At 66.5% G+C, this 13048-nt stretch carries 12 protein-coding genes and 1 tRNA gene; 11 read left to right on the top strand and 2 right to left on the bottom strand.

The features are described from left to right. Nucleotides 1-699: 699 nt before the first annotated feature. The 9 genes from BQ7388_RS07665 to BQ7388_RS07625 all read left to right on the top strand — a co-directional run bounded on the left by BQ7388_RS07665 (nucleotide 700) and on the right by BQ7388_RS07625 (nucleotide 6787). Nucleotides 700-1008 (top strand): YbaB/EbfC family nucleoid-associated protein, encoded by a 309-nt coding sequence (locus tag BQ7388_RS07665; protein ID WP_009278337.1) that lies wholly within the window; start codon nucleotides 700-702, stop codon nucleotides 1006-1008. 2 nt (nucleotides 1009-1010) lie between these two features. Beyond that, entirely contained in the window at nucleotides 1011-1619 is a 609-nt protein-coding gene (gene recR / locus BQ7388_RS07660; protein ID WP_009278338.1) for a recombination mediator RecR, read from the top strand. A gap of 55 nt (nucleotides 1620-1674) precedes the next feature. Further along, nucleotides 1675-2517: a hypothetical protein gene (locus BQ7388_RS07655; protein WP_072500175.1), complete on the top strand. Its 843-nt coding sequence runs from the start codon at nucleotides 1675-1677 to the stop codon at nucleotides 2515-2517. A 157-nt stretch (nucleotides 2518-2674) separates the two neighbouring features. Next, a tRNA-Asp gene (locus tag BQ7388_RS07650) sits at nucleotides 2675-2751 on the top strand. A gap of 244 nt (nucleotides 2752-2995) precedes the next feature. Continuing rightward, entirely contained in the window at nucleotides 2996-3694 is a 699-nt protein-coding gene (locus BQ7388_RS07645; RefSeq protein WP_159430813.1) for an HAD family hydrolase, read from the top strand. 47 nt (nucleotides 3695-3741) lie between these two features. Beyond that, complete coding sequence (locus BQ7388_RS07640; RefSeq protein ID WP_072500173.1) at nucleotides 3742-4224, top strand: RrF2 family transcriptional regulator; 483 nt, start codon at nucleotides 3742-3744, stop codon at nucleotides 4222-4224. Continuing rightward, nucleotides 4214-5119 (top strand): HhH-GPD family protein, encoded by a 906-nt coding sequence (locus BQ7388_RS07635; RefSeq protein WP_072500172.1) that lies wholly within the window; start codon nucleotides 4214-4216, stop codon nucleotides 5117-5119. Before BQ7388_RS07640 ends, BQ7388_RS07635 begins: the two co-directional genes overlap by 11 nt. 87 nt (nucleotides 5120-5206) lie before the next feature. After that, the gene (gene rbr, locus BQ7388_RS07630) at nucleotides 5207-5752 is read left to right on the top strand and encodes a rubrerythrin (RefSeq protein ID WP_009278343.1); all 546 of its coding nucleotides are present in this window, start codon (nucleotides 5207-5209) and stop codon (nucleotides 5750-5752) included. A 294-nt stretch (nucleotides 5753-6046) separates the two neighbouring features. Beyond that, complete coding sequence (locus BQ7388_RS07625; protein WP_234946896.1) at nucleotides 6047-6787, top strand: PLP-dependent transferase; 741 nt, start codon at nucleotides 6047-6049, stop codon at nucleotides 6785-6787. A 128-nt stretch (nucleotides 6788-6915) separates the two neighbouring features. Here BQ7388_RS07625 and BQ7388_RS07620 read toward each other — a convergent pair whose 3' ends face one another. Together BQ7388_RS07620 and nth are read right to left on the bottom strand one after the other, a co-directional pair. Next, nucleotides 6916-7215, bottom strand: coding sequence for a DUF6485 family protein (locus BQ7388_RS07620; protein WP_072500170.1), 300 nt, complete (start codon nucleotides 7213-7215; stop codon nucleotides 6916-6918). Between the two features lie 25 nt (nucleotides 7216-7240). Continuing rightward, on the bottom strand, nucleotides 7241-7933 hold the full coding sequence (gene nth / locus BQ7388_RS07615) for an endonuclease III (RefSeq protein WP_072500169.1): 693 nt from the start codon (nucleotides 7931-7933) through the stop codon (nucleotides 7241-7243). A gap of 309 nt (nucleotides 7934-8242) precedes the next feature. Between nth and glgB the strand changes: the two genes are divergently transcribed. Together glgB and BQ7388_RS07605 are read left to right on the top strand one after the other, a co-directional pair. Next, the gene (glgB, locus tag BQ7388_RS07610) at nucleotides 8243-10534 is read left to right on the top strand and encodes a 1,4-alpha-glucan branching protein GlgB (protein WP_072500168.1); all 2292 of its coding nucleotides are present in this window, start codon (nucleotides 8243-8245) and stop codon (nucleotides 10532-10534) included. Between the two features lie 65 nt (nucleotides 10535-10599). Beyond that, nucleotides 10600-13029, top strand: coding sequence for a glycogen/starch/alpha-glucan phosphorylase (locus tag BQ7388_RS07605; protein WP_129583188.1), 2430 nt, complete (start codon nucleotides 10600-10602; stop codon nucleotides 13027-13029). Nucleotides 13030-13048: the final 19 nt, after the last annotated feature.

Genomic DNA, 13048 nt, shown 5'->3' with positions numbered 1-13048 from the left:
CCCGCCGCAGCGCCGGCTCCCGTGCGTGCTCAGGCGCCGTCTCCCACGCCGGTGCCGGCGCCTGCCGCACCCAGCGTTCAAGCCATGCAGCCGACCTCGGCGTCCGCGATTCCCGCCCCGGCGGCGCCCTCCCGGCCCGCACGGCCGAGCTATGCGGCCCCCTGGGAAGACGAGGCCGTGCCCTACGACGATGCGTCCGCCTTCGCGTATGGAGAGGACGCCGACCAGGCCCCGGCGGCCGCTTCGTCCGCACCCCTGCCGCCCCAGGGGCCAGTCTCCCAGACGGGACCCGTGGTTTCCCCGTCGGCCGTGGCGCCCGCGCAGACCGCCGGTCAGGCGGGTGCCCCCGGGTCCAGCCAGCCGAAGCCAGCGCCCAGGCGGGAGCCAGCCCCAAGCCCGGCTCCCGCAGCGGCGCCCAAGCCCAAGCCGGCTGCGGGGACCACCCCCAGGGAGCCCAGGGAGATGTTCACCCCCGAGCAGAAAGACATCCTGGACATGCTCACCGACGTCTTCGGCGACGGCGTCTCGGCTCGCGTCGAGCGTCCCGACGGCTCTGGGGGAGCGGCGGAGTAGTTGGGGATTCGCCCCCTGCCCAGGGGAGCCCCCGCCCGACGCGGCTACCATGTGAGGGCGGCCCGAGCGCCGCGGCACGACCACGAACGGACTGCGCCCCGGCGCGCCCATGAAAGGATACGTCCCGTGAACATGCAGCAGATGATGAAGCAGGCCCAGAAGATGCAGCAGGAGCTCGCCAAGGCACAGGACCGCCTGGGCGACATCCAGGTGTCCGCCTCTGCGGGCGGCGGCATGGTCAAGGTCAGCGGAACCGCCGACATGCACATCGACTCCATCACCATCGACCCCGAGGCAATGGACCCCGAGGACGTCGAGATGCTGCAGGACAGCATCGTCGCGGCCGTGAACGAGTGCCTCTCTGCCGCGCAGTCCGCAGCGAACCAGCAGCTCTCGGGCGTGACGGGCGGCATGAGCATCCCAGGGCTGTTCTAGGCATGCCGAGAGAGGCAAACGACGGCCGGGCCCTCCAGAGGCTCCTCGACGAGCTGGGACGGCTTCCGGGCATCGGTCCCAAGTCGGCCCAGCGCATCGCCTACTACCTGCTCGAGTCCGACGCGGAGACGGCACGACGCCTCTCCGACGCGATCGTGCAGGTCAAGCACCAGGTCCACTTCTGCCCCATCTGCTTCAGCTACGCGACGCGCGACACCTGTGACGTCTGCTCCGACGGCTCGCGCGACCGCGCGAGCATCTGCGTGGTGAGCGAGCCCCGCGACGTCACCGCCATCGAGAAGACCGGCGTCTACCATGGCCTCTACCACGTGCTGGGGGGTGTCATCTCTCCCATGGACAAGGTCGGCCCGGACCAGCTGCACGTGAAGGAGCTCCTCCAGCGCCTAGCCGATGACTCCGTCAGCGAGGTGATCCTGGCCACCAACCCGGACGTGGAGGGCGAGACGACCGCCACCTACCTCTCGCGCGTCATACGCCCGCTGGGGGTCGAGGTCTCGCGCCTCGCGAGCGGCCTGCCCGTGGGCGGCGACCTCGAATACGCCGACGAGGTGACCCTTGGGCGGGCCATTGAGGCCCGCCGGGTGCTGTAGCGACAACTTGCGGCACCGGTGCGCTACGATGCACGCCAGAGCGAGGAGGTCTGTCATGTCACAACACACGAGCGGGGCCGCCCCCCGTCACGGTAAGCACTCTGCCGGCAACGCCCAGCCCGCAGCGCGTCGCTATGTCCCCCGCGACGGCTATGAGCTGGAGCCCGACTCCGCCAGCGCCGAGCAGGACGCCCCGCGCCCCATTGGCGTGGACCCCGCCCAGACGGGCTCCTTCCAGCGCATATCTGCTGGGCAGGGGGCGACGGTCGAGACGAGGCAGAACGTCTCCAAGATCTCGGCAGATTCCACCTCGTCGTGGACGCGCATAGGCCTGGGCGACGAGATGCGCCTGCAGGGCTCACACAAGCCCTCGGTCCAAAGGCGAGAGGCACGCTACAAGACCAGCCGCAAGCTCTTCGTGGGCCTCGGGGTGGCCGTCGCCGTGGTGCTCGCCCTGGGCGGCTTCCTCTTCTGGAGGGCCCTCTCGTCCTCCAGGAGCGCGGCGACGCGGCAGGAGCAGGCGCAGGGCCAGACCCAGGCGGACGGGACGATCACCAACCGCGGGACGACCTTTGCCCTGCGCAAGCAGGACAGCGGCAAGTATGCGCTGGTGAGCTGGCCTGAGGGCGGGAGCTCCCAGACGGTCTACTTCGAGCTCGACGGGGTACCTGTCCAGCTGGTCCTCTACAACGGCGCCCTGATCGTGCCCGAGAACCTCGACGGCAGCTGGGACCTCCTTGCCTACCAGATTGGGGGCGGATCGGTCGAGACCCAGGTGACCGATGCCGACGGCAACGCGGTGAGGGGCGAGGGATCCATAGAGTCGGTGGAGCTCCAGGGGAGCAGCCTGAGGCTCCACACGAGTGACGGCAGGCTGGTGGTCGTCCCCCTGGGCTAGTGCACCGAACGCCGATGCGGGCGCATGTCGGTGATGCCCCGAAGGAGGCGCCAAAACAGGTAAGGCTTGTGCATGAATGGTGGAGGGAACTTTTTTCACAGGGCCACTGGACAAGGCGAAGCGCTTCTGTGTAGAATAGCTCCCGCACCTGTTGAACGGGGTATTAGCTCAGCTGGTTAGAGCGCCGGCCTGTCACGTCGGAGGTCGCGGGTTCAAGTCCCGCATATCCCGCCATTTGCGACTTCAAGCCCCGGTCTCCGGGGCTTTTTTCTTATGGGAGAAGGGCGGCAAGGGCTGGCCCCGGCTGCGCGGTCCGTGGCCATGCGCACGGGGCCACGGACCGTCGGGCCCACCGTCCCTCTCGCCTCGTCCCGCAGCCGTGGGGCGGGGGACAAAAATTGGCACTTATGTCATACAATTAGAGGGCTTTGGTGCCGGGGCCGACGGGCCCCTGACCGTCTATTGGGGGCTGGCTCTGGTGGCTGCAGGTGAAAGGCGACAGGACGACGAGTTGGTGAGGCTGGCCGTCTTCGACTTCGACGGTACCTCGATCAGCGGGCAGTCGGGCTCGCTCTTCTCGCGCTACCTCTTCGCCCGTGGCTACCTCTCGATCTCGCAGGCCCTGCGCCTGGGCTGGTGGGGGGCACGCTACGTGCTCCATCTCCCGCAGCGCCAGGAGGAGGCCCGGGAGGTCATCTTCGATGCCCTCAACGAGCGGAGTCCTGAGGAGATATCTGCCCTGATGCGTTCCTTCCACGACGAGGTCCTGCTGCCGCGCTACCGTCCCGCAGCCATGGCCGAGGTGCGGAAGTGCAAGGACGAGGGCTGCGTCACGTTGCTCGTCTCGGCCACCTTCCTGGACATCGCCCGTGAGGCGGCGGACCACCTGGGCGTCGACGGCCTCGTCGCCACGGACATGCAGGTAGATGCCCAAGGTCGTTATACGGGCCAGGTCGCGGGCCCTGTCATAGCGGGGCCCGAGAAGACCCGCGCCGTGGAGCGCTGGGCAGACGAGCACGTGGGGCCGGGCAGGTGGGTCATCGCCTATGCGTACGGGGACCACCACTCCGACGAGGACCTGCTCTCCGCCTCTCAGAAGCCCTACGCGGTGAGCCCGGGCAAGACGCTGAAGCATGCGGCCAAGCGCCGCGACTGGGAGGTGCTCGACTGGAAGTAGGCCGCGCGCGATGGGGACGCCGCGAGGCTCGCAGGGGAGGTACACAGGTGGATATTTCACGGAAGACCGATTACGCGCTGCGCATGCTCTCCGAGCTGGTGCGCGCGGATGGCGACATCGTCTCGGTTCGGGTCGCAGCCGAGAACAACAGCGTGCCCTACTCGTTTGCCCGCTCGATCCAGCACGACCTCGTGCGTGCCGGAATCATAGACAGCACGCGTGGCTCGCATGGGGGCATGCGCCTCGCGGTCGATCCCAAGGCGACCACGGTGCGCACGGTGGTTGAGGCCATCCAGGGGCCGATCCAGGTCTCGAGCTGCGACACCAACGGGGATGACGGCGGACCCTGTCCCTTCATGCCGTCCTGCCACTTCAACCCGATCTGGTGCGAGGCGGAGCGCATCCTGCGCGACTATTTCTCCTCGGTGACCCTCTATGAGGTCGTTGCCGAGCACAAGCACGCCGTGCTGGCGGGGGGCCAGGGCTTCGAGGTCGTGGGTCCCAGGGTCCTGGCTTCCGATGACGAGTAGCGCCGCCCGCCTGGAGTGGGAGGGCGAGCTCGGTGACGGGCTCGCCTCGTTCAGGGAGCGGGTCAGGGCGAGGGGGGCCGAGCTGTACCGCGACCTGCCCTGGCGTCGCACCCGCGACCCCTACCAGATCTGGGTCTCTGAGGTCATGCTCCAGCAGACGCAGGTGAGCCGCGTGGACGGTCGCTGGCAGCGCTGGTGCGAGCGCTTCCCGACCCCCGACGCGCTTGCTGCCTCAAGCTCGGTCGACGTGCTGGAGGAGTGGCAGGGCATGGGCTACAATCGGCGCGCTCTCTCGCTCTGGCGTGCCGCTCAGGCCGTAAGCGACGCCGGTGGAGAGATGCCGCGCTCGTACGCGGAGCTCGTGGCGCTGCCTGGCATAGGTCCGGCGACCGCGGCGGGCATCAGGGCCTTCGCCTTCGACCTGCCAGGCGTCTACCTCGAGACCAACGTGCGCTCGGTCTTCCTGCACGAGCTCCTCGCAGAGGAGATGGGGGTGCGAGACCGGGACCTCGTCCCATTGGTGGAGGCGTGCTGCCCCCCGGACGCCTCGCTTCCCGACGACTCGCCACGCAGCTGGTACTACGCCCTCCTGGATTACGGTGCCCATCTCAAGCGGGTCCTTCCCAACCCCTCGCGTCGGTCGGCGGCTCACGTGCGGCAGTCCAGATTCGAGGGATCGCACCGCCAGAAGCGCGCCGAGCTCGTGCGCATCCTGCTGGCTCATGCCGACGACCATGCGGTCGGAGTTGGATGCGGGGTGCTGGCCGAAGAGCTGAGCCGCGTCGAGTCGGAGGCCGGCAGGGCCGAGCTGGCCCAAGGCGAGGTGCTCGAGCTCCTCGAAGAGCTCGAGCGAGAGGGCTTTTGCCATAGTTCAGGGGACATTTGGCACGTCTGAGTGCTACCATCAAAGCAGTCGCCTATCGCGGCTGCTTTGAGACGTCGTGCGGGAGGGGCCCGCACGCATCTTCGGAGAGGAGTTCACATGGCAGTTGACTTCGAGAGCTCGCAGACCAAGAAGAACCTCGAGAGTGCGTTTGCCGGCGAGAGCCAGGCTCACACCAAGTACGAGTACTACGCCAGCAAGGCCAAGAAGGAGGGCTACGTCCAGATCTCGAACATCTTCACCGAGACCTCCGGCAACGAGAAGGAGCATGCCAAGCTCTGGTTCAAGTACCTCCACGAGGGGGACGTCCCCGACACCGTGACCAACCTCAAGGATGCCGCCGCCGGCGAGAACTACGAGTGGACCGACATGTACGAGGGCTTCGCGAAGACCGCCGAGGAGGAGGGCTTCAAGGAGATCGCCGCCAAGTTCAAGATGGTCGGCGCCGTCGAGAAGGCCCATGAGGAGCGCTACAACAAGCTCGTCGAGCGCGTCGAGAAGGGCGAGGTCTTCGACCGTCCGGGCGTCAAGGTCTGGAAGTGCCTGAACTGCGGCCACCTGCACGTCGGCGCCACCGCACCCAAGGTCTGCCCCGTCTGCAACCACCCGCAGAGCTACTTCGAGGAGCAGTCCGTCAACTACTAAGGACGTAGCCTCGTCGGCACCGTGTCGCGACAGCTTTCAAAGGGCCCGTCTCCCATCGGGGGGACGGGCCCTTTCCTTGTAGGTGGATGCGCCGGGGGCGTGGGCATCATGTGGAAAAGCCCCCGCGTTCCATGCCCGCGCGCTTCGGGACTCCCTGGCCCCGAGGGTGAGAGCGGAGCCTCCGTGCGTCCGCGACGATTCTGGCCGTCGCTTTCCCGCAGGTCATGCGACTCCCTCTTCTCTCCCGCTCTCGTCGATGCGGCCTCCTCGCTGTCCGAGCCCCTACCGGTCTTCGTGGACAACACCTTCGCGACCCCCTATCTCTACCGGCCTGCAGAGGACGGTGCCGCGGTGGTGATCGAGTCGCTCACCAAGTGGATCGGCGGTCACGGCGCGACGCTGGGCGGTGCGGTCGTGGATACGGGACGCTTCGACTGGAGCTCGACACCGCACAAGTTTGCCACGCTTACCGATCCCGATTCCTCCTACCATGGCGTGGTCTTCGCGGACGCCGCCCCTGCCGCCCCCTTCTCGACCCGTGTGCTGGCCAACAAGCTGCGAGACTTCGGGCCGACCCTCTCGCCCTACGCGGCGCAGCTCATCGGCATTGGCATCGAGACGCTCTCCCTGCGCGTCGAGCGCCACAGCCAGAACGCCCTCGCGGTGGCGCGCTTCTTGGAGGGGCACCCCAAGGTCTCTTGGGTGCGTTATTCGGGTCTCGAGGGCGACCCCAGCCACGAGACGGCCTCGCGCCTGCTGCACGGCGGCTTTGGCGGTGCGCTGGTCTTCGGTGTCAAGGGCGGCCGCGAGGCGGGGCTAAGGGTGGTGGACAACGTGAGGCTGTTCACGCACCTCGCCAACGTGGGCGACGCCAAGTCGCTGATCATCCATCCCGCGTCGACCACCCATTCGCAGCTCAGCGCCGAGCAGCTGAAGGCGGCGCACCTCTCGGAGGACCTCGTCCGCCTCTCGGTGGGCATCGAGAACGTGGACGACATCATCGCAGACCTCGACCAAGCGCTCGCTGCGGCATAAGGCCTCCCTCTGGGCGAGAGGGGCGTCTCACGAGATGATTCGAGGCCCTCGGACCGGCAGCGACCCGCCGGCCCGGGAGTCCTTTGGCGCATGCGGACGTCTTATCTTGAAGGGCTGCGCCTGCGCGCCTAGCCCTCCGCGCGCGCGGCCTCGAACTCCGCCGCCACCCTCGCGCAGCGCTCGCGCTCCTCGGGGCTCCGTGGATGTCCCGCCACGAAGCGCGCGAAGCCCTCGACGGAGAAGTCGTCCCGGCCCTCAATCGAGCCCAGGTTCTTGAAGATGCAGGTGGGAACCTCGCCCAGTGCCAGGTTCTTCCTGATGCAGGCATCGCAGCCAAGGCCGCGAGCGAGGTTCTTGGGATTGTTGGGGTTGTGGGGGCAGCGGATGTCCCCACAACTGCAGAAGTGCCCCCTTGGCTCCTCCGCCATGGCGTCTCCCTCCCTATGGCTGATGCTAGCTACTCCGACGGCGTGGTCTGGCGTTGGGCTTGCCGTTTGCCTTGAAGGCGCTAGGGCAGAGGTCGACCAGGGCGCAGGCGTCGCACTTGGGGCGCTGCGAGGTGCAGGTCTCGCGTCCGAAGTGGATCCACTGCTCGTTGACGGGCCCCCAGAGCTCGCGGGGAAGAACGTCAAGCAGCTGGGGCTCGGCCTGGGCGGGGGTGGGGGCGTCGACCAACCTGAGCCTGGAGGCGATGCGGTACACGTGGGTGTCCACGGCGATGCCGTCCACCACGCCGAAGGCCTTGTTGAGCACGATGTTCGCCGTCTTGCGCCCCACTCCCGGGAGCGTGACGAGCTCCTCCATGGTGCCAGGCACCTCTCCGCCAAAGTTCGAGACTATGGCCTGGGCGCATTCGACGCAGTGCCGTGCCTTGGTGTGGTAGAAGCCCAGGGAGTGGATGACGTCCTCCACCTCGAGGACCTCCGCCACCGCCATGGCCTCGGGCGTGGGCCAGCGGCGGAAGAGCTCGGGCGTCACCTTGTTCACGGCCACGTCCGTCGTCTGAGCCGAGAGCAGAACGCAGATTACCAGCGTGAAGGGGCCGTCGAAGTCCAGGGCGCTCCTCACGTCGGGGTACAGATCTCCCATGCGGCGGCAGACCTCGATGCCGCGCTCGCGCTTGGAGCGCTTCGACTCACGGGGCATGTTCCTCTCCCTTCGCCTTGCTAAGCGCATTCTAGGCGAGAGGGACGCGCCTGCGGGGTCGCAGCGACGAACTGCCGGCCCGCCGGCCGTCCTGCCCCAGGGGGGTGGCGCCCGATATCCATCGGCTTGCAAAATGGTGGCCGCCCAATATCCGTCGGCTCGCAAAATATTGGCCACGCTTGCAGATTTGGCAAAGCAGCCATGGGTGCCGACCCATGCTATGGCCTAGAATATATAGGCGTCTTGTGAAGATTTCTCGGTACTGCCCCCCGCAAGGCGCGGCACAGGCTGAAGAAGCTGGAGGAAGATATGAACGTCCGCACTCCTGACCTGACCATTAGCAAAGACGACCTCTACATGTTGGCTGAGGGCCACTGGTATCGCAGCTACGAGAAGATGGGCGCGCACCCATGCACCGAGGACGGAAGGCGTGGCTTCCACTTTGCCGTCTGGGCCCCCGACGTGCTGGGCGTGAGCGTCATCGGAGAGTTCAACGGCTGGGAACCCGACGCGAACCCCCTGGAAGAGACTGCCAGCGGCGGCGTGTGGCAGGGGTTCGTCCCCGGTGCCGAGGAGGGCCAGCTCTACAAGTACCTCGTGAGGACGAAGAGGGGCGACCTGCTCTACAAGGCGGACCCCTACGCCTTCCATGCCGAGTGCCCCCCGGGGACCGCCTCTCGCCTGGCCGACATCTCGGGCTACGAGTGGTCTGACGACGCCTACATGACGGGGCGTGCCAAGCGCGACATGCTGGGCTCCCCCCTCAACATCTTCGAGGTCCACCTTGGCAGCTGGAAGCGCCATGACGACGGGCTGGCCGGCAACGGCGACCCCGACTCGGACGAGCACAGCGGCTCGTATCTGAGCTACGACGAGCTCTCTGACGAGCTGGTCGAGTACGTGAGCAAGATGGGCTACTCGCACATCGAGGTCCTACCCGTCATGGAGCATCCCTTCGACGGGTCCTGGGGCTACCAGGTGACGGGCTATTACGCGCCCACCTCGCGCTATGGCAACCCCCGCCAGTTCAAGCACTTCGTCGACGCCTGCCACCAGGCCGGCATCGGCGTCATCCTCGACTGGGTGCCGGGCGGCTTCTGCCGTGACGAGCACGGCCTGGTCCACTTCAATGGCGACAAGCTGTACGAGAAGGAGGAGCATCCCAACTGGGGCACCTTCAAGTTTGACCTGGCGCGCGGGGAGGTGAAGACCTTCCTCGTGTCCAACCTGCTCTACTGGGTGGGCGAGTACCACGCCGACGGCGTGCGCATGGATGGCGTTACCAGCATGCTCTACCTCAACTTCGGCATCGACGACCCGCGCCAGAAGAAGTTCAACGAGAAGGGCACCGAGGAGGATCTCGCCTCCATCCAGTTCATCCAGGACTGCAACGACACGGTGGGCAAGTACCACCCGGACGTCATGATGATCGCCGAGGAGTCAACCGCCTGGCCGCTCGTCACCTACCCCTCCGCAGACGGGGGGCTGGGCTTCCACTTCAAGTGGGACATGGGTTGGATGAACGACACCCTGCACTACTGCCAGACCGACTTCCCCTTCCGCCCGGGCAACCACAGGCTGCTGACCTTCTCGACCATGTACCAGTTCAACGAGAACTTCGTGCTGCCTCTGAGCCACGACGAGGTCGTGCACGGCAAGTGCTCGCTCATCACCCGCCAGCCCGGCGACTACTGGCGCCAGTTCGCCGGCATGCGCGCCCTGGCCTTCTACCAGATGACCCACGCGGGCGGCAAGCTCAACTTCATGGGCAACGAGATCGCGCAGTTCATCGAGTGGCGCTATTACGAGGGCGTCCAGTACTTCCTGGCAGACCAGTACGAGAGCCATGCGCACCAGCAGTATTACGTGTCCGCCCTCAACCGCTTCTACAACGAGCAGCCCGCCCTCTGGGAACACGCCTACGACGCCCAGGGCTTCGAGTGGATCGACGCGGACAACAGCGACCAGTCGGTCATCTCGTTCGTGCGGCACGGCAAGGACCCCAAGGACGACCTGGTGGTCCTCATCAACTTCGACGTCAACACCCGCGAGCAGTTCAGGGTCGGCCTGCCCAAGCCGGGCTACTGGGTCGAGGCCTTCAACTCCGACGCGCAGGCCTTCGGCGGCTCCGGCGTGACCAACGAGGGAGTGCGCTTCGAGAGCGAGGACGAGCCCTGGAACATGCGCGACCAGTCCATCGAGCTCAGGCTTCCGCCGCTGGCAGGCCTGGTGCTGCGCTACGACGGGCCCCTGCCCGCCAAGGCGAAGAAGGCCGCCGTCAAGTCCGAGGCGAGCGCCAAGCCCGCCATGAAGGCGGCGGAGAAGGCCGAGGCCCCCAAGGCAGCTGCGGCGGCCGCCGCAAAGAGGGAGGCCCCGGCCGCGAAGTCGAAGCCGGCGGCAACAAAGAAGGAGCCCGCGACGAAGGCCAAGCCTACAGCCAAGACCAAGCCAGCAGCCAAAGCCAAGCCTGCGGCGAAGCCGAGCGCCGCGAGCGCGAAGGCCGCTCCCGTCTCGCCCGCAAAGGGCAGGTCGACGGCGGCGAAGAAGGCGGAGCCTGCGGCAAAGAAGGCCCCGCGGAGGGCAGCCTCCAAGAAGGCGTAGCGTAGGGAGCGAGCCAGGCGCGCGGGCTAGGGTCCCGCCGCGACGAACCCGTACAGAGGATGGACATGGCAGACAGCATCAAGAGGATCTTCAAGGACAAGGCCGACTTCGTGAGCAAGTATCGCGAGGCCTGCGAGAGCAGCTTCAGCAAGAAGTTCGAGGACATGAGCGACCAGGAGCGCTACTACGTGCTCGGCTCCCTCATCGCCAACAAGACCAGGAACCTCGACGCGGGCCAGGAGCGCGACGGCCGCGAGGTGTACTACTTCTCGCTCGAGTTCCTGCTCGGGCCCCTGCTCGACAACTACCTGCTCAACCTGGGCATCCGCGACATCGTCAAGGAGGGCTGCGCCGAGCTGGGGATCTCGCTCGACACGATGGTCGAGCAGGAGGCCGACCCGGGCCTCGGCAACGGCGGCCTCGGCCGACTCGCCGCCTGCTTCCTCGACTCCATGGCCGCGCTGGGCATCAACGGCAACGGCAACGGCATGCGCTACCGTTACGGCCTCTTCCGCCAGGAGATCGAGGGCGGCCGCCAGGTCGAGAAGATGGACAACTGGCTGGAGCATGGCTTCCCCTGGGAGACCCGCAAGAACGAGAGCGCCGTCGTCGTGCAGTTTGGCGGGCACGTCGTGCGCCACGAGGAGAACGGCCGCTTCTGGTTCACCCAGGAGGGCGGCGACCTGGTGAAGGCGGTCCCCTATGACGTGCCCATCGTGGGCTACGGCGGGAAGACCGTGAACAACCTGCGCCTCTGGAGCGCGGAGCCCGCAGAGGAGGACTTCGACCTCGACGCCTTCAACGCGGGAGACTACGCCAAGGCGATGAAGTTCCGCTCCGACGTCGAGGCGATCTCGCAGATCCTGTATCCCAACGACTCCGGCGAGCACGGGCGCATCCTGCGCCTCAAGCAGGAGTACCTCTTCGTCAGCGCCGGGCTCCAGACCATCCTGCGCAGCTACGAGAAGAAGCACGGTCCCGACTGGGAGAACCTGGGCAAGCACGTCTCGATCCACACCAACGACACGCACCCCGCGATGTGCGGCCCCGAGCTCATGCGCATCCTGGTGGACGACAAGGGCGTCGACTTCGACCTCGCCTTCAAGATCGCCCGCGAGACCATCAGCTACACCAACCACACGGTCATGCCCGAGGCGCTCGAGAAGTGGCCCATCAACACCTTCCGCTCGCTGCTTCCGCGCACCTACATGTTCATCGAGGAGATCGACCGCCGCTACCGCGAGGACTTCCCCCACGACCGCGACAACTGGCAGGAGATCCTGCAGCAGACGGCGATCCTGTGGGACGGCCAGGTTCGCATGGCCAACCTCTCGGTCATCTTCTCGCACTCGGTCAATGGCGTGTCCGCCCTGCACACGGGCATCCTCGAGGCGACGACCCTGCACGGCTTCTACGAGCTCACGCCCGAGAAGTTCAACAACAAGACCAACGGCATCAGCCATCGCCGCTTCCTGGGCAACGCCAACCCACCCTACGCGAAGCTCGTCTGCAATGCCATTGGCGACGGCTGGCTGAGCGACGCCAACCAGCTGTCCAAGCTCGAGCCCTACGCCGACGACCCCTCCTTCCTGGAGGAGTTTGAGAAGGCGAAGAGGTGGGACAAGCAGCGCCTGGCCGACTACGTCAAGCGCACGACCGGCGTCACGCTGGACACCTCGATGGTCTTCGACGTGCAGGTCAAGCGCTTCCACGCCTACAAGCGCCAGCTGCTCAACGTCTTCAAGATCATGGACATCTACAACCGGATCCTGAGCGACCCCAGCTTCGACCCCACGCCCACGGCCTTCATCTTCTCGGGCAAGGCGGCGCAGAGCTACACCTTCGCCAAGGAGGTCATCCGCCTGATCAACTCGGTCGCCGAGGCGATCAACGGCGACGCCCGCGTCAACGACAAGATCAGCGTCGCCTTCGTCCCCAACTTCGCGGTCTCGAGCGCGCAGCTCATCTACCCCGCGGCCGAGATCTCCGAGCAGATCAGCTGGGCGGGCTCGGAGGCCTCGGGCACCTCCAACATGAAGCTGATGATGAACGGCGCCATCACCCTGGGCACCTACGACGGCGCCAACGTAGAGATCTGCAAGCTCGTGGGCGAGGACCACATCAAGATCTTCGGCCTGCGCACCGAGGAGGTAGACGAGCTCCGCGCCGGTGGCCAGTACTGGGCGTGGGACCTCTACAACGCCGACCGCCAGCGCCTGGGCCGCATCGTGGACGAGCTGACCGACGGCACCCTCGCGCACCTCTCGGGCAACTTCGAGAGCGTCCGCGACGAGCTCATGGTCAACAACGACCACGACCTCGTGCTCAAGGACTTCTACTCCTACGTCAGCGCCTGGGAGGAGCTCACCTCCCGCTACGCCGACAGGGTCGTCTGGAACCACACGGCCGTCCTGAACACTGCTCGCTCGGGTTATTTCTCCAGCGACCGAACCATTGGGGAATACGCCAAGGACATTTGGCATATTGGTGAGTAAAGCAGCAGCGCAGAAACGA

The sequence above is a fragment of the Olsenella phocaeensis genome (assembly GCF_900120385.1).
GTDB classification, from domain to species: domain Bacteria; phylum Actinomycetota; class Coriobacteriia; order Coriobacteriales; family Atopobiaceae; genus Olsenella_I; species Olsenella_I phocaeensis.
The sequence above is the reverse complement of the archived record's forward strand: the minus strand, read 5'-3'. Positions and strand labels throughout refer to the sequence as shown.